Consider the following 24488-nt stretch of genomic DNA (forward strand, 5'->3'; position numbering starts at 1 on the left):
AATTTATCAGTGAGGGTTTTGTATTGAGATTTTTGGTGGGGCGATGGTCGAAGACCCGCCTTTGGCGATCGCAAAGATCATCGAGTTGAGTTGTTAAACTGGGAAGACAACAACTCTACTACAGACTGCCCTCTATCTTCATCCTCTTCTTTTAGCGAAGGTATTGGAGGATAAGCTGTTGTGTTTTTAATTTGCACATTGAGACAGCAGGGGAGCAGAGGGGCAGAGGGGAGGGTTTACAGGTTTTACCTAAAAGATTATGAGGCAACTTGTAAGTGCGACAGCTTATCAAAGGCGAGGGAGTATCACTCCCCCGCAATAGCCAAATTACTACAGCCTAATTGTTGAATTTGGAGCTGTAATCGTAATCATCTTTAGGTTAAATTACACTAGCCGAGAAAACGAAGTCATTTGCTGTTAGGCTAGTCGATGTAACTCCAACCAATGAAGCCAACTCTGTATTTCCGGCTTTCACCAAAGTGTCGCTACCCTGTTGCAATAGAGTTAAGGCACTAAATTGGGTAACACCAATACCGCCCAGCCCGATTTTATCAGTGCCGATCGCAAAATCAGTCACAATATTCTTGCTAGTTGGCAGACTGGCGTTAGCAATCCAGAATTGGTCAGCACCAGTACCACCAGTTAAGCGATTACCGCCCTGTTGACCAGCAAATAGGACATCATCACCATCGCCACCAAACAGCGAATCATTCACACTGGAGAAGAGTTTGTCATCTCCAGAACCACCGTAGAGGCGGTTATTGCTACCGTTACTCTTGAGGGTATCGTTACCTGAGCCACCGAAGGATAGTTGACGTGAACCTTCAACTATTGTCAGAGTATCAGCACCTGCGCCTCCGAACAAATTATTACTACCATTGGCTTCCACTACGGTAATTTCGTCATTACCATTGCCACCATCGGCACTAGTATTACTAGCAGGGCTATTTACGCCAATAAAAACTTGATCGTTACCATCTCCTGTGGACACTGAAGAGCCACTGCCGACTAACACCGTATCTTCACCTTTACCAGTCACGATTGTGTTATCTTTAGTACCTTCTACAAAGTCTGCGCCGTCACCTGCAAATAAGGTTTGATTTGGCTTGGGGGTGACATCATCACTATTAGTAGAACCAAATTGAAGGTCTAGTGTTGTTAGTCCAACAGTGCGACCATCAAACCCTGCGGCTGTAAAGTACTGAGTATTACCTACACTTTGAGAATCCAGAATTGTTGCTTGACCATTAGCAGTTTCTTCCGAAGTCAAGACTTCTTTAGTAGAGGCAACGACATCGGGACCTCCCACTAGTGCTTCTGTGATGGCGCGACCTTTCAAATCGCCATTACTAGGAATGTCCAAACCCAGAATTTTAGCAAGGGTAGGCGTTACATCAGCATTACTAACGGGTGCATAGTCCACATAGCTTTGTTTAAAATCAGGGCCAATAGCCTCCATGTTATTGAAGGTATCACCTCGACCAAAGCTGCCATGCATTCCCTGGCCTTGCTGTAATGTTGTATCAGCAATTTCGACCTGAGCTTGAGGGTTGTTTGGATTGCTTGGGTCTGTACTAAAGGTTTTGAAGTTGATAACTATAGATGGAACTGGTGTTTGAGCATCACCTTTTAGCCCGATCGCACTCAGTGGTAAAGCACCTGGGATGTCTCCATAGGCATCGTCTACAAAAATCCCACTGATGTAGTCTTTCTGTGAGAGCAAATTCACTACCTGTTTAGCGAAGTCAGCATTGCCATTAGGTAAATAAATTAAGTCAGAGCCACCATTTGCAGCTACAACTATTTTTGTACCTGTGTCAAGTTGGCCATTAATTACCTCACCTGTACCACCAATTACACCATTCCCAGAAATAGGACGTTGACCTTTTGTGGCATCAACAGTTGCATACTGGATCTTGTTGAGGTCTGGGGGAAGGGTTGTAGGGTTAGGATCGTACAGGGGTAGACCGAGATCGTGAGCCAAATCAATTGCAACAAAACCTGCTGGTAGAAATCCCGGATTTACACCCGCATAAGTTTGAGTGGCAGCATAACTTGTAGTTTTTGTGCCTTGGCTATCAATAGCTTGTTTGCTAATAGTAGAAAAACCGTGGTCAGAAGTAATAAAGACATCAGTAGTCTTGTCTAAGCCTGTACTCTTGAGATAGTCAAGAAGTTGCTTTAAATTATCATCAGCATTTTTGACCCCAGCTTTGGAAGTAGGGCCATTGATACCTGGTGTCAAAGTGTTTAAACTATCACCCTGATTGTGTTGGCTACCATCAGGATCTCTTGACCAGTAAACCAATGCAAATGGTTTACCATCTTCTTGAAACTTGGGTAAAATTACTTTGGTAGTCGCATCTGCAAAATATTGTTGTTGAGCCACATTGGCATTTAGAGTACCAGGAGTTGTGTTGGTACCAGCTGGCTGGACTCGCGTTGTCGGTTTTACATCTAGACCAGCCGCTTGTAAGCGGTTGACAATATCTGGATCAAGTGGAACGGCAGAAGGTGAACCAGCGGCTGTAAGAGGCGGGGTTGCACCATTTGTAGTGTCATCAATAATAATTGTATCGGGAGTAGGAATAGTACCTGTAGTACCACCTTCTCGGTTAACTTGTGTGACATCTTGGATAGCAACTGGGCCTAGTTTACCAACTGCTGCTGTGTTGAAACCCTGCGATCGCGCGTAAGCTAATAATGACTCTTCATCTAGAAAGTTGTTACCGGGGAATTTTTCATCGATATCCCCCAGAACTGCATCATTTTCGATAAATGGCGTGACACTACCATTGGCATTAGGACTTGGAAAACCAGTGTAAATCGTGTTGCTAAAGTCACCTGTATCACCAAGATAATGCCCAGTTGCGATCGCAGAAGCATTCGGGGTGGTAAATGTGGGAAATAATGAATGGCTATTGGCGAAACTAACTCCCTGCTGACGGACACTATATAAAGTTGGGGTATCAATTGGGTTTACAGAACCGTTACGCAATCCATCCGCAACAAAAATGATGACATTTCTACCGTTGTCGTTTGTATCAGCCATGCTTACTATTCCTTAAATATTGTGAGCTACGATTAATCGCAGCAATTGTGTATCTGTATGAGCAATTAATTACGCTCAACCCAAGCAAAAAATTCTTGGCTACAGAAACCTAAATAGTATTTGGCGACAAAATGCTTAGTTTCCACACAAAATAGTGCAGACAATCAAATGAACTTAACTTTGGTTACTGTCTCAAAAGATAATTGTTCAATGTTTAAGGAAAGTTATAAACAAGTTAAGATTTTGGACAAAAAGGAACAAAAAGATCCCCGACTTCTTCAAGAAGTCGGGGATATGAGGAAATTTTGAATGTTGAATCTAAGCTGTAATTATCTTTCGGCTAAACCACACTAGCAGAGAAAACAAAATCATTTGCTGTGAGGCTAGTTGCTGCAATTCCCAGCAATGAAACCAACTCTGTATTTCCGGTTTTCACGATAGTGTCACTACCCTGTTGCAACAGTGTTAAAGCACTAAATTGAGTGATACCAACACCGCCAAGCCCGATTTTATCAATGGCGATCGCAAAATCAGTCACAATATTCTTGCTAGTTGGCAGACTGGCGTTAGCAATCCAGAATTGATCGGCACCAGCGCCACCACTGAGGCGATTACCGCCCTGTTGACCAGCAAATAGCACATCATCGCCATCGCCACCAAACAGGGAATCATTGAAATTGGAGAAGAGTTTGTCATCGCCAGAACCACCGTTGAGACGGTTATTGCTACCGCTACTGCTAAGGGTATCGTTACCTGAGCCACCAAATAATGATTGACGAGAACCTTCAACTACAGAGAGAGTATCATAACCTGCCGCCCCAAGTAAATTATTACTTCCACTGGCTTCCACTACGGTAATAACATCATTACCATTGCCACCATCAGCAGTAATATTTTGAACCGGGCCGTTTTGACCAATAAATATCTGATCGTTACCCTCTCCTGTGGACACTGAAGAATCACTGCCGACTAACACCGTGTCTTCACCGTTTCCAGTCTGGATTGTGTTACCTTTAGTACCCTCTACAAAATCTGCTCCGTCACCTGTGAATAAGGTTTGATTTGGCTCAACGGTAATATCATCGCTGGTAGTGGAGCCAAAATTAATTTCTTCAGCTTGAGGTTGACCTAAGCCAGGAGCAAGATTAAGGGGCTTCTCTAACTTCAGTTGTAGAATCTCATTGTTGTCTATAACTGGATTTTGAGGATCGTTTCCAGGACGACCTGTAGAGAAGGGATAATTGTTGTCATTAGCTACCAAAATGGTGTTTTTGTCAACAACCAGAACATTTTCAATGGTTTGGAATGGGAAGTTGAAGGTTGTCTTACCGTCCCCATTCAGGTCGTTGGGGTCTTGAATATTTAACAAGTCTGCAACTTCTTCTTTAGCGACATAGCCATTAGAATCTGTTTTAGACAAGTCTATTTTGTAGATCCTCTTAAATTTAGCCGCAGCCCCTTGATTGTTATCCCGTTCAATGACTAGGTATTCATTATCATTAATGACTGCTAAATCCCCGATGGAATTTGATGGATTATCCAATCTGTAGTAGCGTAACTGATCGCTGTATTTGTGGCTAGCTAAATCAAATTCGTTAATCCGCAAAGCACCGGGAGTATCGCCTTGAACAGTACCTTCTAATAGGAAATAAAGCTTGGTTTTGCTGGCGTTAATTGCTCCACCTTCAAAACCTTTGGAGCCACCCAAGTTAGCAAAGGCATCACCTGAAAGCACATCGGGGTTTTGTGGCGATCGCACTACATTATACTGAGGATCGTCTCTGAGTCGATCCCGTACTTCATCCGCAATATCTGGGAAATCACTAAATAGCGCGTCTACACCTAATTGATAGAACTGCTGAATTTCTAGCTCTAGCTTGCCTTTGTAATCTGCTGCTAAATACTGATCTTCCGCACGGAAGGTATAAGGGTGAACCTGTAAACCTGCGTTGTGAGCATCTTGAATTAAGGTTGAAGGGGGTAATGTTGTCTTATCAGCATCATTGACTGCTCCATCCCCATTCACATCATCGGCTTTGCCATCACCATTAGCATCAGTACCTTTGACGCTTACAATCATCCGCTTCCAAGGGCCAATGCCATCAGCATAAGTGGCAACTTCAGCCAAGCCTTCTGGAGTTCGCAAGTCGCCATAGGTGCGAGTGTCACCACTTACCTTCAAATCATACGGCTGACTCTCGATTATCTTACCGTTGATATCAATGTCACTTGCATCTAGCAATTGAACTAGGGGAATATCCACTCCAGCCGTAGGCATAATGACATCATGTAGTTCTTTGAGGTTGCCCACTTCAAAGGACTGGATGAAGATGCGACTGGGGTCAGTGAAGTTATTTGCCTTGAGTGTATCAATTAGTAACTGGCTGATGTTTCTGTTGATTTTGTCCGTGGTGCCGACATAAGTAGCTTCATCGGCCAAATAGGTTGGATGCTTAGTTTCTGGGTAGATGCCAATCTTTTTACCTGTGTCGGCTTCTACTTGCTTAACTAAATCGATGATTTCTGTGAGGGTAGGAATTTCAAATTGATCGTCAAAGGAATGATCTCGGAAAGGTAGACGTTCTTCTGCGCGTAAAGTCTTGATTTCAGCTAAAGTGAAGTCTTCAGCAAACCAACCTGTAATTGTGTTTCCATCTAAACTTACCGTTTTCTTGCGATCGGCAAACTCTGGATGTTTGTAAACATCTGTGGTTGTATTGTTGAAATTGACAGTACCATCAGCGTTCAAAACTGCTAAAGCTGGCTCATGGCGAGCAATTAGCACACCATCTTTTGTCACGACCAAATCAGGCTCAATGAAGTCAGCGCCTCGCGCAATTGCTTGCTTATAAGACTCTAAGGTATGCTCTGGACGATAGCCACTTGCACCTCTGTGACCAATAACTTTAGGTGCTTCTCCATCTAAAGTTTTGAATTGGTCGGGTGTAGCAATGGGAGCCTCTAATAACTTACCAGTGGCATCAAAATGCAGCAGGTAAGGGCCAAACTCGTCTCCAACCCAGATTGTCCCATCTTTATCAAAGACGAATGACTCTACATCAAAGTCTGCACCAGTTAGTAATCTTCCAGCAGTTCCCTCATTCACAATTTGGAAAGGAACTTTGTTGTTGGGATCAGACAATTGGATGTAGTCTAAAACTTTAACAGTACCATCGCCATTTTCTGTTCCCTTAAAATTTGGGTCTAGACGATTGATTCGCAGCAGAAAGTCTTCACTATTATCTTTGCTACCGTAACCATTATCTGAAAGGAAGTAGAAAGAGTTGCTGTTAGCAAATTGGACACCGCTGAAACCCTGTATTGGCTGTCCTGGGAACGGCCCGGTTCTACCATTAGCGGAAATATCCTTACCTGAAGCTGGCCCATCACTAAAGGTATCAGCAGGTAAAGAGGCAAAACCTACTAACTCAACTTTTGGCACTATTGAAGCAAACATCGTTTGGTAGATGTGGCTTTGATCGTTTAAACCCGCAATTCCTGGAATATCAGAACCGTAGGCGTTATAACCTTTACCTACCAAGCTATTTAACACTTCAGAACCAGCACCTTGGTAGTAAACAGGTACGGGACGGTTGGTGTGAGTTCCCCAACCATACTTGACATTGGGATCAGACCCCCAGTAGTGTCCAACTTCTGCTGGAGTATCCAAATTGGTTAATGCTTCAGCACCTTGATTTTGTACTAAAGTTGGAAAATCACCGTCGAGAGTCAGATAGTGATCGTGGTCAGCTGTGACGATAAGTTGGTTTTCTTCCCAACCACCATTTTTTTCGATCCAGTCAATCGTAGATCCAACTGCCTTATCGAAGTCCAAGGTGGTGCCGATCAAGTTATCTATATTGTTATCATGGGCAGACCAATCAATATCGCCACCCTCAACCATCAACCAGAAACCATCAGGGTCTTTACCTAATACATCTAATGCAGCATTTGTCAAGTCATTGAGTGTTGGATTTTCATTAACCTCTTTGGCAATGAAAGATGCATCCGTCTCTCCGGGAAGTAGTGGACGTGTGGTGTCCACTTTGGTGTTATCACCTTGGTTAGTGAAAACGCTGAACATATCTAAACCAGTAGTGCTGTAGTCGCCATTGGCAGAACTTACAGGTAAGTTACCATTTTGACCACGCGCACCGTATAGACCGAAGAGGCGATCGCCTTTTTCTGGATCGATTGTCGCCGCAGTTTCAGCTAGTTTCTGGGCGGCATTCTCACCGCGCTCTAAAAAGGTGTAATCGTAGATGTTGTTTGTTGGTTTAGTGCTAAGTTCTGTGTAGGTAGATTGGCTAATGTATTCATTACTCGTATTCGGCTCAACCCCTGCTGGTAATAAGTCTCCAGGAGCAGAGAGTGGGTGTCCGCCACCAAGTAATACTGTTGGTTGATAGACACGGAGTTGCTGTTGCAGGATGTTGTCTAATGCCGGATAGTCAGCATCATACTTGCTGCGACGGTTAACGTTGGCAGCAGCAGCAGCAGGTGTGGCGTGGTCAATAGGAACTGAAGTTACTAAACCAGTAGATTTACCAACTTCGTTTGCAGTTTTGAGAATTGTTTCTAAAGGATTCTCGAAAATATCAACGCCAACAGCGTTATTGTAGCTTTTTACGCCAGTGTAGAGAGTTGTCGCGGTGTTTGCAGAGTCAGGATAGCTGTACTTAATATATTCAGGATCGTTACCGGGAGTCCAAGGGTTAACACCACCTTTGGTAGGGTCATAACCTACTAGGTTCCCAACAGCACCATCACTGACTTTTGCACCACCTGTTGGGGTATTACCTTGGTTAAAAGTTGGATCAAAGGTGAAACCAGGGCGAACTGGGCTTTCTCCTGTAATTGGATTAGTACCGTCAAGAGCCGAATTACCAGTGCTAAAAACTCCATTACTACCAGCGATCGTTGTCCCGTAGGTAGTTGCCAAACCGTAACCTTGGAGTGTTTGAAAGTTGAGTCCTTGACCTTTACCTTCTGTATAAAAATCACTTAGATTAGCACCTGTCTTACCATTTTGAATCTCTTTGTAAATGGACGCAGCACGAGCCATTTCCCAGCCCATACCATCCCCAATCATTATAATGACGTTTTTAGCCATGAAAGAGAATCTCCCTGTGTTTAATTGTTGAGATGGTCTTCGCTCTAGTGAAATCAAAAAAGTAATATGGTGAGGAAAAAACTAATAGTTTTAGGCTGTAAAGATGTAATTGCCTTTTCAGCTTTTGGAGTCTGAACTATTAAATGTTAACCACCACTACAATTGTCATTTCCCTAGAGATTTTTAGTATCTTAATTAACAACGTCAATTGCATATTAATTAAGATACATAGCAAAAGTTGTGAATAAATTGTGAACTGGTTAAGAAATCTTGTATTGCAATCTTGTACCTAATATGCAGTTAACAATTTTGTGCATATTTTTGGTGATGTTAAAAGTTATTTTTTATACATTGAGATGATGTCTATTTTGTAACTTTGGTCAGATAATAAGTTCTTTATAACCCAATACGCTTGGGTTAAGGGCTACTTGTACAAAATCGTGGGTTTTAAGGTTTTGAGACGCGATAAATCGCCGTCTCTACAAGTGTTTGGTCTTATTTGAACTATATTCCTTTATAACCCTTCTTTTTAATTACTTTTGCAATAATGATTGAGTACAGGTTCATTAACTTTGGTTGTTTAATGAACCTGTAATAATCACGTTAGGCGAACAAATTAACCCACAATACTGGCAGAGAAAACAAAGTCATTTGCTGTGAGCTTAGTTGATATAATTCCTGTCAATGAAACTAACTCAGTATTTCCGATTTTCACGATAGTATTATTACCCTGTTGTAATAGCGTCAGGGCATTAAACTGAGTAACACCAATACCACCCAGCCCAATTTTATCAATGCCAACTGTAAAATCAGTCACAATGTTCTTGCTAGTTGGCAGACTGGCGTTAGCAATCCAGAATTGATCGACACCAGTACCACCACTGAGGCGATCGCCACCCTGTTGACCAGCAAATAGGACATCATCACCATCGCCACCAAACAGGGAGTCATTGACATTAGAGAAGAGTTTGTCATCTCCAGAACCGCCGTAAAGACGGTTATTGCTACCATTACTCGTGAGGGTGTCGTTACCTGAGCCACCGAATAATGATTGACGAAAACCTTCAATTACTGTGAGACGATCATCACCTTCCGCCCCAAACAAATTATTACTACCACTAGCTTCCACTACGGTAATAACATCATCACCATTGCCACCATCAGCATTAGTATTTTCAGCCGGCCCATTTTGACCAATTACAACTTGATCGTCACCGTCTCCCCCGGATACTGAAGAGTTACTGCCTACAAGTACAGTGTCATCACCGTTCCCAGCCTCGATTGTGTTGCCTTCAGTACCCTCTACAAAATCTGCTCCGTCACCTGCAAAGAATGTTTTTTCTGGCTGAACTGTAACATTATCGCTGGTACTAGAACCAAAGCTATCGGTGAAAGTAGGCTGTGCAGTTGTCAGATTATTGGGTAATTCGAGAATGCCGAGTTTTTCCGCAGCCGTATTACCCGTAATGTTGAAGTCGTTGTCATTAATCAAGGCTAAGGTGTTGGGTGCTACCAATGCTAGACCTTCTAATTTTTCCACTCCGGTGTAGCCTAACTGAGCAGCATTAGCAATTAGGCTTTTGGTGACAGGGGTAATATTGGCAGCAGCTAACTCCGCAGAGGTCAGTTGTTCAATAGTTTTACCAGTTGGCAAGGTAAAGTTAGCAGGGTTGTTGATGTTAGTCGCCCCGGCTAAATCAATTTGGTAAATCAGTTTATTGCCAGCAGATGTGCCATTGTCATCTCGCTCAACTACTGCAAATTTGCCGTTACCCAATGAGACTGCATCGCCAATTTTATCAGTTCCCGGTAGACCTTCTAGGCGATATAAATATTCTCCTGTTACCTGCTTGCTGACAATATCAAACTCCAGAATTCGCAGGTTGAGAGAAGCTTTGGAAGTCGCATCATTGGCGACATCTGGATTATCGATCGCACTCTGGATAAAGGCATATAATTTATTACCTTCTAGTGCGACAGCTTCAAACCCCCGATTATTGCGGCGTTGGGCATAAACTGCTGGTAAAACCTCAGTGCCAAAAGTTCCAGCTGGTTGATCTGGGTTGGGTGCAGTGACAGTTCCTTGAGGGATAAAGCGGTCAATCAGTTTACCGTTAGTGTCAAAGTGGTAAATCGCCGGACGGTACTCATCCACCAACCAGTAATCACCATTTTCTGCAACTACAATACCCTCTAAGTCAGCACCCAAAGGATCATTAGCTAGAACATTGTTGTCTAAGTCAACGGCAATTTCATCTGTGTAGGCTAAACCGTTTCCTACAGCTTGCAAGTTAGGCAATCCCGTTAATGGCGTTGTCCCATCTTGGCGAAATAGCTTTGTTCTGTTGGTAATGCTGATTTCACCTGTGGTACGGTTGAGTTCAAAGCTAACTATTTCTGGCTGGAAATCGGGTAATAAAAATGGTCTTTTGACACCATCAGGTTCTCCATTGGGGCCCCGATCTGTGTTGGTGACAAATTTTAGGTTGCCATTTGCTGCAATTCCTTGGAAATACAGACCAGAAAAACCACCCAACAAAATATCTTGACCTTTAGAAGTCGTGTCTAACTTCGGTAGGTTTGCAAATTCATAAATAGTTAGCTTGGGTTGGGCAACGGGATTGCGGGGATCGTAACTAGTGGTGTCGATATTTAAAGAATTGGGGAAGACATTCGCTATATTTTCCCAAGGCACCAGCTTAAAGTTCGAGTTTACGTTTTCGCCATCGATGGTCTTAGCGGGTTCATTGGAACCATCTTGAGTGACAAATAAACCAAATGGGAAGTTAGGCCCCAGTGGCACGTTAATCACATCTGCACCGTCTGACTCTTGTACGCTGTCAATTGACCCATTGTTACCAATGGCAAAGTTACCCACGTATTCGTTGTTACCTTCACGAGTGTAGGCAACAAAGGTGCTATCACCTTGGCTGGATGCTAGCAAGTAACCTGTGCCGTTTTTGCCGTAGTATATGGTCAACCCTTCTGCGTCATCGGTAAGGTGAGAACCACCCTCAAAACGGACGCGATCAATTAATTTGCCTGTTGTACCACCGTCCGGTTCTGCCTGAAATTTCCAGATGCCCACATCTTCTTGGGCTATGTAGAGCAAGCCGGTTTCTTGGTCAACCACCATACCCTCTGTTTGGGGAGAACGCCCTGCTGTGGTGGGTGAGGGGATGGTGAACTCCCGCACCAGTTCTACTCCAATTTGACCATTACCTTTGTCAATCAATTTGAACTGAGCTATATCTCCAGTTTGACGGCGACTGGTAAAGACATAGTAATCATTAGTTACGGGGCTACGGTATAAGGTAAGTCCGTAAGAACTGCGAGTTGATGGCGAATAAGGAGGTTCAAAAGGTGATGCTTGGAAGATAGTAGCAATATTGCTATCGGTGATATTTTCCAGGTATTGACCGGGGGTGGTGGGGTTGGGATTAATTTTGAAGATTGCTAGTTTGTCGTTGTTGCGATCGCTAGCGACAGCAATATCGATAGATTGATTGCCTAATTTGAAACCGTATTGCAGATCAATGTTGTTGTAGCGAATGCCACCGGGATTAACTGTTTGTAACAAATTGCCAGACAGGTCATAAACTCGCAGTCCAGCATTTTTAACTGAGGTTAATACTAAACTATCAGCAGCATTTGTGGCATTAACATAAATGGCAGGGTCATCAGCATCGGCATTCTGATCTACAACAGGTAATGCTGGATCTTCATCATCAAATAAACCAGGACGAGTTTCTACTGTAGGTGCAGCAGTTGGAACCAAGTCTGCGCCCAAGGTGAGGATTTGGGTATATTGAGTACTGCTAAAGTTGTTGTCACTCACCAGCACAATGGACTGACGACCATCTGCTAGTTTGGGGCCAAAAGCAAGACCTTCTATATTATCTACTCCTGTAATCGGGTGATTTGCATCAGTGGGCAGATTGAGGTCAGTTAAATTCAACAGCAGACGCTTTTGGGCAGGTTTAATAGCTGCTAGTTGTTCAGCGCTCAAACTATTGAGAGAATCGTAGAAACTGATGTCAGTTGCACCTTGCAAAGAAACTTCGTAGATTTTGATGGTATTGCCCACACCTTGGGCAAAGGAGCGTTCCAACGCCAGGAAAGTACCACGATTATCTATTGCTAGTAAATCTGCCAAACCATTGTCAGCAGAACCTGTGCTTGGGTTTGGTGCTTCGGGAATGGCATCGGTAATGTAGAGGTATTCTTTTTCTGGTTGTCCAGTAACTAGATTATATTGCAAAATCCGGGATGGGCTACCACTGGTGAGTGAAGCTTTTAATCCATCTTGGGATAGTGCATTTTCGGTGGCGGTAAATAGGGTTTTCTGGTCGGGTGTGATGGTGAGGCTTTCAAAGGCTAAGTTATTGTATACGCCTGATATCTGCGTATCTCCGGCATCGACAATACCGTTGCTGTTAGTGTCCTGAACTACTGGCAGAAATTTGCTGGGGACAATTAGCGATCGCATTTCTTGCCCTGTTGTCAGCGAAAACTCTTTAATGAAGGGATTGGTAACACGACCAACAGTAGGATTTACTTCGCCTTCCGAAGAGATGAAAACAGTCCCATTGTTAGTTAAAGCAATACCTTCTGGGTCAAGGCTGTTGATTGCAAAGAAATTACTATTGCTATCTTTCAGTGGTGTGACGTTAGTAAAAGTCACCCCGGAATCGGCAGTAGTGAAGGTATAAAAACGGGCAGAGGCAACTTGAGAGCGATCGTCTGAGATTGCATAGTAGCGGTTGTTAACTGCATCGTATGTGACACCAGATAATCCTCCCACTGGAGTTGGTGTGCCGTTGACAGTTCCGGCCGCACCACTAGGAATAAAGCCAGTAACGAAGGTAGTCTGCTTTTCAAAACCTACGTTGGGAATGGTTTTACCTGCTTGAGTTGGTCTAGTTTGCACATCTGCGAACACCAAGCGATGGTCGGAACTGGGGAATGGAAAAGTACCAACTGGGGAGAATGTCGGCTCAGTATTTAGAGGCCAAAATACTCTTGAATTGATAATTGTCAGGTCAGTGGAGGGTAGCACGTAATCAGTACGCAGGTTTCCGGGAGCTGTATCAGCAAAGTCTGCGGTGTCAAAGCTAGGATTACCTTTTTGGCTAGCGTTTGCACCACCTTGCAAATCTGCTTGTTGGGAACCCCCAAGACTGGTAGGAATGACATTAGTATTAATCTCAGGATTTTGCAACAGTTGGCGAATGGCATTGTCATAACTATCACCATCTAACGGATCTGCATTTTGATCGCCCACAATCACAAAGTCTGAACCAGCAGCGATACCACCTGTTTTACCCTGGTCATCATAAATGTAATTACCATTACCAGGGGTGATATAATCTTCCCAAAAGCGAATCTCGTCATGGTTACGCCTACCGTTGCGGTCTTCCGGCCCATCAAAGGTTGGGGGTGTGGGGTGGCTAGCGAGGACATGAATTGTCTCGCCGTTTACTTGGATGGGTACATCCCAATGACTTTTGGAAGAGAGGCGTAGAACTGCGAGTTCCTCTGGAGAATACCAATCATTTGGCTGTAGTGTGTTGGAATCATTGGGAAGCAAAGCATTGGGCATATCCTTCCAGAGGAAGTTTTGGAAGGTGCGGACGTTGGCAGTGTCGATGGGATATTTGGATAATAGCAACATCCCGTATTGACCAGGAAAATCACCAAATCCGAAGGCATCATCGCCATATCCCGATGTGCCTGGGGTTGTAACTACAGCGTCATTGTTGTTTAAGTCAAAGCCAGAGGCAATACCTGTGTTGGAGGGAGCGATATAGAAATAGGGGTAGTCAACAGGAGTTGCACCGTTTTGACTTATGGCTAAATAATTTTGCTGAAATAGTTGAACTGCCTCTTGGGAGTAGTCAAACTCATTAATTAGCAGCACATCCGGGTTGTTACGCTGGATAATTTCTGCAACAGCTTTTGCCTGAGCATTATTGGGGGTTGACAAATCGGTCGCTAATTGACCTTGAGCGCTGCGGTTTAGAGAAGCATTGAATTGGGAAAAGCGGATTGTATTATTAATTACCATAAGTTAGTGCTGGGGTAAATTCAAGTTTTGCAAAGATTTAGTGTTTATCTGCGGCAACTACAGAACCAATTTGCCCAATCAAATCGCTGTAAAAGTGGAGAAAATTTTAAGTGTAAATGTCATTTATATTGCTAGTAAAAGACCGTTAACTGCAAAGATGCGCTTCGCAGTTTAGAGAGTTCGCATTATCAACATGGACAATATAAAACTTGCCTTCCAATTCACTGTTCTTAGAGATTGTTATAAGACAGCTACATAACTTGTTGTATGAGTTTTTAATTGGGCAATCTCAAAGTATCCCGTTTAGATTAAGAAACAGCTAGCAAAAGGTTAAGACAAAAATAATTGTAGGTTTAGAGATATTTTTTCCACGGCAATTATTCTCAGTCATAGTATCCTGAGCAAATGATGTAGTCGCCAAAACTTAGGGATGATTATTTTATGCTGACTCTGTATATGTCTTTCCCCGACTAAGTTTCAAGCTTTCGTGTCCTCTTTATGTATTTGAAATTCCTCCGCCAAAACCCATCTAAAACTTTTTTATCTAAATTTATTTAATCAAAATATTTTGTGGATATTGTAAGATATAAAACATGAAAACGTTATTGAAAACCGAAGATAAAAACTCGGTTGATTTCAGTGACTGTAAATATCCAGAGTGAATTTACTAAGCCTAAAGAAACTAGGCTTTTGGCATTTTGTGACTAATGCTGTAACTTACACAGGGTGTTGGAGAACATTATGAGCAAAAAAAAGTATAGAGAACCATCAAAATTTACACTTGAAAATGACCGCAGTATTCATTTAGCAAATGCACAAAATCATTTGCGCTCAGTCACAAGAATTGCAAGAAAATTCAATGAGAATAATTATGATATAAATAAAATTACATATAGAGACGTTGGTGAGCTATTCACCCTGACTGATAAATGTTCCGATACACTGAGGAAATACATCAATCTCAGAAACTACATGGATAAAGATCAAATGGTCAGACATATTAATAGTGATCTGAGAAATAGTCCATCCTATACTACATTTGACCAGGAAAAAACTTGGCTAAACAGATTTGACACATCTTGCGTGTTAAGCTGCGACGTTTTTATCCAAAAGCAAGTTCAAATTAACCTGCAATCGATACAAGAACTTTATAGAAATATAATCACGTTTAGGAGTGAATTTGGTCGTACATACGATCGCAATAATTTTGATTATCAACTAATCAAAGAAAGATTTCAGGAGTATTTAAATGAAGTTTTACAAATTGCAAGTGGTACTGGCTTGGTTTGTGAAGACGGACTGAAATACTATAATTCCAGTTCAGTTTTTTATACTAGGAGCATCTGGTTATAGCGGTTATCAGTCTACTTCAGTACAGTAGGAGAGAGCAATTCTACTGATAATTGGTGGTGATGAAAGCCTACTCTCTCGACTTGCGTCAAAAAATAGTTGATGCTTATGCCTGCGGTGACATTTCCCAACGAAAACTGGCTAAAAACTTTGGTGTCACCTTAAGTTTTGTGCAAAATTTACTCAAACGCCATCGAGAATTGGGGATGATAGGCCCCAAGGTGCGGACTGAGCAGACAGCAACAAAGTTGAATGCTGAACAGTTAGAAATCCTGCGCCAACTCGTCATAGCACAGCCCGATGCGACGTTAAGCGAATTGCGGGAACGACTTTACGAGAAAACAGAGGTCTTAATTGGGGTAGCTACGGTGAATCGGATGGTTCGCTGGAAACTTCACCTCAACCTCAAAAAAAAGTCTCCACCTCACAAAAAAAGGTAGTGATGAAGTCCAACTAGCCCGATTTGAGTACTGGAAACTCTTGAGGGGGATACCCGTCGAAGAGCTGATTTTCTTAGATGAATCGGGAGTTAATCTGTCCTTCATCCGCAAATGTGCCCGCGCCTTGCCTGGCCTTCAGCCTATGCTCAAAAGCCCAACCGCAAAGGGAAAAATGTCTCGGTAATTGGTGCAATTAGCTTGAAAGGACTGCTCACCCAATGGAGTGGCTTAGGTTCTATCGATGCTTTGACTTTTGATGCCTTCATCGCCCAAAAGCTCGTACCCAAACTTTGGCCTGGTGCAGTGGTGATCATGGATAACTGCTCAATCCATAAAAGTGATGAACTTGAAGCTTTGCTCATCGCTGCTGGCGCTCATCTCATTTATCTCCCCCCCTATTCTCCCGATTTTTCACCGATTGAGAATTGTTGGTCCAAGATTAAGAACATTCTCCGTCGCATCGGTGCAAGGACATACCCTGATTTACTCCAGGCATTAGATACGGCATTCGCAGAAGTGACAATAGAGAATTTGCTGGGTTGGTTTACTCACTGCTGCTACTGTACCTCACAAGACTGATAACCGCTATAGCCCTCTTCTGTCACTCTCCGAGATAAGCAAGTAGTAAATAAGTGAAATCATCCAGAAGCAAAAAAGGGTTTAAATTGGTTCATGGCACAAATTAAATGATTAAATCCTAGCAATAAATGAGAATTTGGAAAAATATCTAACCAGGGATAAATCAGCCAAAATAGTAAAAGAGGTTGGACAATTAAACGAAGATTATTAAGAGTATTCTTCCATCCAGAATTATGATTCCATTGTTGATGATGAGAAAAATCTACACAATTAACATAACTAGTACCTATCACCTCAGTTTCAATTTGAAGAGATTGATTTAAGGCTAAAAAGGCTGGGGAATTTAGACTAATCATTGTGTAAACACAAAAAATAATTTCCCACCATCTCTCTATATGTTGAAAATTTGTCAAGCGATAATCTGTCCAGCCGAGTTCCTGTTTACATTGTCGAAACCCATATTCTACCCAGGTTCTTAATCCATATAAATCGCCTAAAGTTTTTTTGAGATTTCCTTGAAGATTCGTCATGACAAATGAAGTGGAATTATCCGGCATTGTTTCTGGATCAGTAGTTATTTCCCAGTAAGTTATGGCTCTTTTTTTACCATAAATTATTTCTCGGATATATCTGATTTCGGATTTTTTATTACTAAATGTTCTCTCAAATTTGCACCACTTGTTAGCTCTAACGCTCTGATTAGCTGGTAGCCAGACTCCGTGATTACTTCTAATTGCTACAACATAAGCTAATTCATATTCATTGAGCTTTTTGATGAATTTGCTACTTTCACCATATAAACTATCGGCTAATACTAATTCAATATTAAACCCCTCATTTATTAATTCTGTAATAATTTCTGACGCTAACTCTATTTTGGTTTTATATTTATCTCCTGATTTGAGCGTCCCTTTCGGTTTAAATACTTTGAAACTTAATGGAAATGTTACATTTTCATAAACTCCATAAGCATTGACTGATACTATTCCATTATCTATTTTTCCTACACTCCCTAGATATTGTCTTGCAACATAATCTGTCTTTTTACCTTTTTTCCTATCTCCAGTTTCATCTATTACTACGGTTATCGCCTGACTATTTAATGCTTTCTTTAATTTATCTAATCTTCGGCTCTTTAATTTATTTGCTGACCAATCTGAATAGGCTATGAAATGATGTAATGACTGTGCCGAGTTTATACTTACTACTTTGGCTATTTCTGGTAATGATTTTCTTTTTATTGGTGCAATTATCCCTAAATGTAAATATTTGAAGCATTCATAATTTCTTACTTCTTTGAACAGGTCTTTATACTCTGCACAATATTCATCTATGATCGCAACTGTTGGCTGGGCATCTCTTGCCAAATGTTTTAGGATTTGTAATTCTACATCCATTGCCCTGCTTACCTGAAGAGAGTTTTTTCTTTTAATCCTTTTATTCAGAATACTCGGAAAGTGACAGAAGAGGGATAGGTTCAAGAATGTTTCTGAATGGAGCAAACAACCTCTTAAGAATAGGTGGTTCTGAACACTCACTAATAAGTTAAAATCTTTATTGCACATAGGTTTGCTTAAAATGCTTGAATTGTGATTGTAGCAATCCTATTTTATTTGTGAAAAAGCTCAGTATACCTCGACTTTTTTCTTTACTATTAAGAGTTATCTCTCCCCTGGACTGTATTTCTACAAGTAAGTTCAGAAATAAAATCGGATTGCTATGTATATCTTTGAAGTAGCCAAAGGGAGAAACTTCTTTGTTTAGTCGTCGTTGGCGCTTACTAGTTGCAGGAGCCGTATTAGGCTCTGTAATTACTGCTGGAATTCTTTTAGTCTCTCCGGTTTTAACCAGCAACAGTTGGATATGGAAATGGGCTGACTGGACTGGAATTGGAGAAGATACAATAACAAAAAAGAGCATAGAGAGAAAAGGTGGAGAAAATGGTTCCATCGAAAAGGTTACTTTTACTGATGAAACTCAGTCTGGAAAAACACTTTGGGATTTTTTAGAACTACTTAGTGCATTAGCGGTTCCATTTCTGCTTTTGTATCTAGGTAATCAACTACAGCAGAAAGAGAAAGAAATAGCAGGCATAAATCTCCGTGAGGAAGCACTACAAAGTTATTTAGACCGTGTATCAGAGTTACTGATCAATAACAAAGCAAATAGCCTAGAACCCTCTGATTCTTTATTAGAACTGATAAAAGATATAGTACGTACAAGAACGCTGACTATATTGCGTAGCCTTGACAAAGATGGAGAACGGAAAGGCAGTGTTATACGATTTCTAATTGATGCAGAACTTATAAGTAACTGGGAGTACATTGTATTAAACTTAAACTCTGCTAGCTTGAAAGGCGCTAAACTAAGCGGTACTCAACTAAGTCGCGCCCTGCTAAGTCAGGCAGACTTACATGATGCCGATCTAAGTGATGCCAATCTCAGTAATGCAAACTTAAGTAATGCAAATCTACGTAATGCCGACTTAACTAGTGCCGACTTAACTAGTGCCGACTTAACTAGTGCCGACTTAACTAGCGCGGACTTAAGAGATACTAAGCTAACAAATGCTAAATTAACAAATGCTAAACTAACAAATGCCAACCTAAGCAATGCCGACTTAACTAATGCCGATTTGACAGATACGGAACGAAGTAATGTCAACTGGAATCATGCCATCTTAAAAGATGTAAAAGGACTTCTAAAAGAATAATTTTATTACTAAATAGTTTAGCCTTATGATAAGCTTTTTAAGCTATTTTTATCTTAGAGGCTATTTATAAAGTAAATCTAAAGGGGACTAATCAAATGAAATGATAACGATAAGATACTTTTGAGACAGTGCATTTACGTAGCGTTCAATGACTCGAAAGGTTTATTCTACCGACCTGAGTGACTCAGAATGGGCTATTCTAGCTCCCTTAATCCCACCAGCTAAATCTGGGGGACATCCAAGGACTACTGATATGAGAGAAGTATGCAACGCAATATACTATCAGTTGAAAACGGGATGTCAATGGGACATGCTACCAGGAGACTTTCCACCAAGTTCAACGGTTTACAGCTATTATCGCAAATGGCAAAAATACGGTATTTGGGAAGAATTAAACCATACACTACGTGACAAACTAAGGGAGAAACTAGGTAGGTCAACACAACCAACAGCGATCGCGGCAGATAGTCAGTCGGTAAAAACGACTGAAAAAAGGGGGATGTGTACGGCTTTGATGGTGGAAAGCGCGAGTTTTGGGAAGAAAACGGCAAACAATAGTTGATAGCCTAGGACTATTGCTCAAAGTGGTTGTGAGTGAGGGTAATGCTGGTGAGAGAGTGCTTGCAGCGTATGCTTTGATGGAACTGCTGGAGGAGCGACCAGAGTTATTAGAAAAAGTTGAAGTCATCTGGGTTGACTCAGGCTATGACGGTGATAAGTTTGCGCTGGCTGTTTGGTTGATGATTCAAGCTCATGTTGAAGTCATGCGCCGTACTAATAAAGAGTTTGAAGTTTTACCCAAGCGTTGGGTAGTAGAAAGAACATGATTGCTGGTTTAACCAATACCATCGTTTGAGTAAAGATTATGAACGTCTGACTGAAATGAGTGAAGCTGCCATATATGCCGTTATGACTCGAATTATGCTACGTCGTCTAGCCATTTAAAGATTTACTTTATAAATGGTCTCTTAGGGGTCTTAATGATAGGTTTTTCACGAGACATAAAATAAGGTGGGCTATTTACCCACCTGAATGCAAATTTGTATTTTAAGATTGCCGTGACAGAAAAAACAATATTTTTGGATTTGGCGAAATTGTTCTGAACTGGTAAGTAATTCAAAACATTAACGGAAATTACCAGGTTTTAAGCGAACAGAGTTAGACTGAGACTGACGACGAACTGCTACTCCATTCCGCAAATTGTTTCCAGTACCACCATCTTGGCGATCAAGGAAAGGTTTTAGATTAATGCCACTTCTAGATGAACTAATCCGATTATTGCCACTCCCTAGAAGTGTACGTCCTAAATTATATAATTCGTTGCCTCCACTACTGCGATCGCCATAAGTGTTAACGGCTATAGTCTGCTGTCCGTTGTCAGCAGTAGTCAAGTTCTGAAAAATGCTATTGCGGATTACAACAGGATCTTTGCCACGCGGTACTGTCAGCACAATTCTACAGGTTGGGTTAGCTTCTGTTGTGACGCAGACAATATTTTCGTTATTTTCTACAGATGTCTGGAGTTCTTGTAAACCATCTGGACGATACAGTTCTAAGCGACTAGCAATTGCTGCACAACGTCTTTGTGCATCCCAACCGCCGCCCAAAGCCGCAGGTGCTGCCCAAGGAAAGAATTGTCCTGGTTGACTTTGTGGCTGATACATAACAGTGGACTGACCGTTGTAAGTCTGGCAGGTAAACCGAGTTGTACCGTCAGATGAGGGTGAAGGGGGTATACCTGTTGATGTGTCTATTGGGACTGATGAGCCACCTGATGGTACTGTTGGTACGACAACGCCATCGCCATTGCCAGTAGAGTCATATTGTGCCATTGCTGCCGAATTGCCCAGACACAAAGATAAGCCAATACTACCCAAAGATATCAATCGCAGTAGTTGTGATGACATAAATCATTCTCCAGTATAAATAAGTAGGGAATTGATAGTTTAAGTGACGAATAATTCTCTATTTTGATTCATCAAAAACGCTATTTTTTTTCCTCTCTTGCTTTTTTCTCTTCGAGTAGCTTTTTCACCCGTGCTTTAATTTCTAGATGACGCTCCACTCCTTCATAGGCGTAACGGTTGTAGCTATTACGGGTTATGAGGTTTTCTAAATAACTAACTCGTTCATTGCCGCCTGGGTGCGAAGATAACCAACTAGGAGGAGCATTTTTTTGCTGTTTTTCTAGCGTCACCATTAAGTTACGCAAGCCATCAGCAGCGTAGCCAGTGGCAACAATTAGGCGTGTACCGAGATTATCTGCCTGACGTTCCATGTCGCGGCTGTAACTGAGTGCAAACAGTTGACCGATAGTGCCGCCCAGAGGTAGATATTGGGTAACGTTAGAGATCAGGTTACCTTCGCTGACTAATTGAAAAGTATGGGATAAAAGTACATGGGATAATTCATGACCCATTAACCCAGCTAATTCTGCTTCGGAATTAGCTTTAGCGATCGCACCTGCATTAATAAAAATTTTACCCCCAGGTAATGCAAAGGCGTTAAGGCTTTCCTCTGGAATCACAAAGAATTCGTATTTAAACTCGTCCCGTCCTCCTACTTTCGCCAATTTCTGTCCAATTTCATTGACGTATGCCAAAATATCTTCGTCTATAATTACACCCAGCTGTTTTTTTGCTTGCTTTGCCACCGACTCACCTATGGCTCGTTCACCTTGTAGCAGCATGATGGTAGAGTCAAGGGCAGAAAACGGCCCAAGCAGACTGCCAGTGACGGCATAACCTAAAGCACCTGTAATAATATTACCGATGACATTGCCTCTAATTTCTCTTTGTGTATAAGTTTTGTAATGGTTCAGATTTTCTTCTGCTAGTTTTGTAAACTCAGGTGCTTGGGGATTTTTCGGGTTGAGAATAGCAAATTGACGCGCCGCCAAAGACGCTTCCATCCATTTTTGATCACCAGCTAGGGCTGTAATTCTAGCTTTGATTAATTCTGCTTGATCTGGATACAGCGAAGAAGCCCGTTCTAATATATCTAATGCTTCTTTAGTGCGATCGTATTGTTTCAACGCTTCAGCATATCGGATATGGCCAGGGATAAATTCAGGATATTGCTCAACTAATAGTTGCAGAGGTACTAAAGTTTTTGTTTGCAACTTTTGTGCTATCCCCGCCTCTGATTCTCGCCAGTAGACTTTACCTCCTGGGGATAGTTGCGTGGGGTCGAGTATGGCAGCTTTACGCTGTTGATTATCTGATGTTTTACCAAAAGGCTGCTTAACTTCGCGGTAAATTTTTTCCGCCTCTGGGATTTGTCCCGCCAGATAAAGTTTATCTGCTTCTATAAATTTTAGCTGACGGGTGAGTTCTTCCGGGCTGAGTGGGGGTTCCTGTGGCGACTCTGGCTTTTTCGGTTCGGAAACTTCAGGGGCGGGTTTTGGTGCTTCTGACGTTGATGAACGTTGCAGTGCTTCCCGTAACTTTTGGACTTTAGTTGTTTCTGAATTCGGCTTTGTCGTTTCAATAGTGGTAGAAGCAGCAGGTTCTTGTGCCAGAAGGGGTGTTGGCTGCGTCAGGATTATCAAAATTGATGTAGCAGCTGAAAGTAATACCCACTTCCAAGCTGGCAGTAAAGACTTCCAGATTCGTTTCATACTTGGGCCCACGTATGCAAAAGGCTCTTTTTTAAATTTTATGAGCAATTAGCAAAATACGCATATAGTGATGTATTTTTTGTGAGGCAGTATGCCCAAGCGCAAACTGTTAGTTGACCGAAACAGAGTCATGATACAGAGCAAGTAAATTTATTTATGAGGATTATTAATTTTGACTTTTAACTTCCCTAAAGGGGCTGACGCACCCCAGCACTATTATGTTTAAACTGAGTTACTCAAATACTTGAAAAATTTTTCTATATATGCTATGGCAAATTATTTGGATCAATACCTTGAGATTGTAAATAGGCAATTAGCCGTTCTTTTTGCTGGCGTTCCTGTTCAATTTGTTCCACTGCCCAAAGCAACAAATTACCTGCCTCATCCCACCAGCGCAACCAGTAACCAGTTCTAGCTTCCTTTGTTCCTTGCCAAGTTCCCAGAAATAAACCCATTGAATCAATCCAATGACGACCATTTTCATCAGGTTGCTTTAACTCGTAGTGGCTGTTTTCGAGTTGGTAAAATTCTAACAAACCGCCATTTGGGTCAAAAATTACGTAAATTGGAACTTGAAGAATCTGCTCATAAAAAAACCATTTTCCTGGTGGATAGGTTCGCTTAAAAGAGTATTCTCCACCCTCAGCGTCAGATAAAAATTCCATCACAATTGCCGGAATATCCCCGTCTAAATTGGGTGTATAGCTTTTGCGTTCTCCCAAAACTTGATTTACCGATGGTACATAAACCCAGTCGGGTGCTTTAGCAACAAATTGCCCGTTTATCGTTGCACAAAGTCCAAAATTCGAGGCTATTAACATCTGCGGTTGGATGAAACCACTTATCTCTAGGCTTTCGCGCAAAGCACCAGCTAATAGTGGCTGACCTGTATTTTCGACTGGTTCATCCTCTAGGTGAAAATCTGCGGGCAACGCTTCCCAAGATATTACCAGTTCTGTTGAAGATTTAGCTTCACCAAGTTGGGTTGTCATAAACACCCCTTTTTATTGATTTGTCTTTATTTTATGAGCGATCGCATTTATTCTACAACGTCGCTGTTTTGGATGTGATACCTCCAGTGGGCAACAAAAAACCCCGGCGAAACTAACCGGGGTAAGAGAGAGAGGTACGAATGACGATGAGATACAGCGATACCGCAATTAAAAGTCTTAGCTAACGCTAAAACCAATTAAAACTAAAGTTGTAACAATTAAACTAGCAAAAAGACCTTGTAATACGTATTTACGTTGTTCCCAAATTGCTGGGTACTCGGCGTAGTAAACCTTGGGTTCAGCTGCGTAGTTATTGAGAATGCCGTCTTCATTTACAGTGGTGTACATATTTTTTTCTCTTCTTTTGTTTACTTATGTAACTAAATTTAACAAGATTGTTACAAAACGTCAAGAGGACTTGACAAAAAAAGGCTGATTATTTTGATAAAAGTAACTTATCAGGCATAGTGGACTGAAGTGAAGCTACCCCAGCCGCCGAAAATGCCATATATTACGCAATTTTTTAAATTGCAAAATCTAAAATCCAAAATTGTATAAAAAAT

At 41.7% G+C, this 24488-nt stretch carries 12 protein-coding genes and 1 pseudogene; 5 read left to right on the plus strand and 8 right to left on the minus strand.

The window, feature by feature from the left end:
- Positions 1–379 precede the first annotated feature (379 nt).
- The 3 genes from FBB35_RS08170 to FBB35_RS08180 form a co-directional block, all read right to left on the minus strand.
- Positions 380–3052: an alkaline phosphatase family protein gene (locus FBB35_RS08170; protein WP_174709238.1), complete on the minus strand. Its 2673-nt coding sequence runs from the start codon at positions 3050–3052 to the stop codon at positions 380–382.
- A 340-nt stretch (positions 3053–3392) separates the two neighbouring features.
- Entirely contained in the window at positions 3393–8165 is a 4773-nt protein-coding gene (locus tag FBB35_RS08175; RefSeq protein WP_174709239.1) for an esterase-like activity of phytase family protein, read from the minus strand.
- 616 nt (positions 8166–8781) lie between these two features.
- Positions 8782–14232 carry a phytase gene (locus tag FBB35_RS08180; protein ID WP_174709240.1) on the minus strand — a complete coding sequence of 1817 codons (5451 nt, stop codon included), beginning with the start codon at positions 14230–14232 and terminating at the stop codon, positions 8782–8784.
- 741 nt (positions 14233–14973) lie between these two features.
- Between FBB35_RS08180 and FBB35_RS08185 the strand changes: the two genes are divergently transcribed.
- From FBB35_RS08185 to FBB35_RS34440, 3 genes are all read left to right on the plus strand, one after another.
- A complete protein-coding gene (locus tag FBB35_RS08185; RefSeq protein WP_174709241.1) occupies positions 14974–15585 on the plus strand; it encodes a hypothetical protein in 612 nt (203 codons plus the stop codon).
- A gap of 59 nt (positions 15586–15644) precedes the next feature.
- A complete protein-coding gene (locus FBB35_RS34435; RefSeq protein WP_254625633.1) occupies positions 15645–16022 on the plus strand; it encodes a transposase in 378 nt (125 codons plus the stop codon).
- A 111-nt stretch (positions 16023–16133) separates the two neighbouring features.
- Positions 16134–16601 (plus strand): transposase, encoded by a 468-nt coding sequence (locus tag FBB35_RS34440; RefSeq protein ID WP_254625790.1) that lies wholly within the window; start codon positions 16134–16136, stop codon positions 16599–16601.
- Positions 16602–16660: 59 nt separating this feature from the next.
- Here the strand turns inward: FBB35_RS34440 and FBB35_RS08195 are convergent, their stop codons facing one another.
- Positions 16661–17998: an IS701 family transposase gene (locus FBB35_RS08195; protein WP_174708167.1), complete on the minus strand. Its 1338-nt coding sequence runs from the start codon at positions 17996–17998 to the stop codon at positions 16661–16663.
- A gap of 359 nt (positions 17999–18357) precedes the next feature.
- Here FBB35_RS08195 and FBB35_RS08200 point away from each other — a divergent pair, with 359 nt between their 5' ends.
- Complete coding sequence (locus FBB35_RS08200; RefSeq protein WP_174709242.1) at positions 18358–19314, plus strand: pentapeptide repeat-containing protein; 957 nt, start codon at positions 18358–18360, stop codon at positions 19312–19314.
- A 148-nt stretch (positions 19315–19462) separates the two neighbouring features.
- Positions 19463–20259: pseudogene (locus tag FBB35_RS08205) on the plus strand (IS5 family transposase).
- Positions 20260–20438: 179 nt separating this feature from the next.
- Here FBB35_RS08205 and FBB35_RS08210 read toward each other — a convergent pair.
- From FBB35_RS08210 to FBB35_RS08225, 4 genes are all read right to left on the minus strand, one after another.
- Entirely contained in the window at positions 20439–21221 is a 783-nt protein-coding gene (locus FBB35_RS08210; RefSeq protein ID WP_174709243.1) for a COP23 domain-containing protein, read from the minus strand.
- Positions 21222–21301: 80 nt separating this feature from the next.
- Positions 21302–22933: a M48 family metallopeptidase gene (locus FBB35_RS08215; RefSeq protein ID WP_174709244.1), complete on the minus strand. Its 1632-nt coding sequence runs from the start codon at positions 22931–22933 to the stop codon at positions 21302–21304.
- A 266-nt stretch (positions 22934–23199) separates the two neighbouring features.
- Positions 23200–23925 (minus strand): Uma2 family endonuclease, encoded by a 726-nt coding sequence (locus FBB35_RS08220; protein WP_174709245.1) that lies wholly within the window; start codon positions 23923–23925, stop codon positions 23200–23202.
- A gap of 177 nt (positions 23926–24102) precedes the next feature.
- Entirely contained in the window at positions 24103–24273 is a 171-nt protein-coding gene (locus FBB35_RS08225; RefSeq protein WP_174709246.1) for a ssl1498 family light-harvesting-like protein, read from the minus strand.
- Positions 24274–24488: the final 215 nt, after the last annotated feature.

The organism is Nostoc sp. TCL240-02 (assembly GCF_013343235.1).
Lineage (GTDB): Bacteria > Cyanobacteriota > Cyanobacteriia > Cyanobacteriales > Nostocaceae > Nostoc.

Excerpts from the sequence above, each read along its gene's own strand:
- FBB35_RS08170 (WP_174709238.1), bottom strand. The coding sequence starts at position 3,052 with ATGGCTGATACAAACGACAACGGTAGAAATGTCATCATTTTTGTTGCG.
- FBB35_RS08175 (WP_174709239.1), bottom strand. The coding sequence starts at position 8,165 with ATGGCTAAAAACGTCATTATAATGATTGGGGATGGTATGGGCTGGGAA.
- FBB35_RS08180 (WP_174709240.1), bottom strand. The coding sequence starts at position 14,232 with ATGGTAATTAATAATACAATCCGCTTTTCCCAATTCAATGCTTCTCTA.
- FBB35_RS08185 (WP_174709241.1), top strand. The coding sequence starts at position 14,974 with ATGAGCAAAAAAAAGTATAGAGAACCATCAAAATTTACACTTGAAAAT.
- FBB35_RS34435 (WP_254625633.1), top strand. The coding sequence starts at position 15,645 with ATGAAAGCCTACTCTCTCGACTTGCGTCAAAAAATAGTTGATGCTTAT.
- FBB35_RS34440 (WP_254625790.1), top strand. The coding sequence starts at position 16,134 with ATGTGCCCGCGCCTTGCCTGGCCTTCAGCCTATGCTCAAAAGCCCAAC.
- FBB35_RS08195 (WP_174708167.1), bottom strand. The coding sequence starts at position 17,998 with ATGGATGTAGAATTACAAATCCTAAAACATTTGGCAAGAGATGCCCAG.
- FBB35_RS08210 (WP_174709243.1), bottom strand. The coding sequence starts at position 21,221 with ATGTCATCACAACTACTGCGATTGATATCTTTGGGTAGTATTGGCTTA.
- FBB35_RS08215 (WP_174709244.1), bottom strand. The coding sequence starts at position 22,933 with ATGAAACGAATCTGGAAGTCTTTACTGCCAGCTTGGAAGTGGGTATTA.
- FBB35_RS08220 (WP_174709245.1), bottom strand. The coding sequence starts at position 23,925 with ATGACAACCCAACTTGGTGAAGCTAAATCTTCAACAGAACTGGTAATA.
- FBB35_RS08225 (WP_174709246.1), bottom strand. The coding sequence starts at position 24,273 with ATGTACACCACTGTAAATGAAGACGGCATTCTCAATAACTACGCAGCT.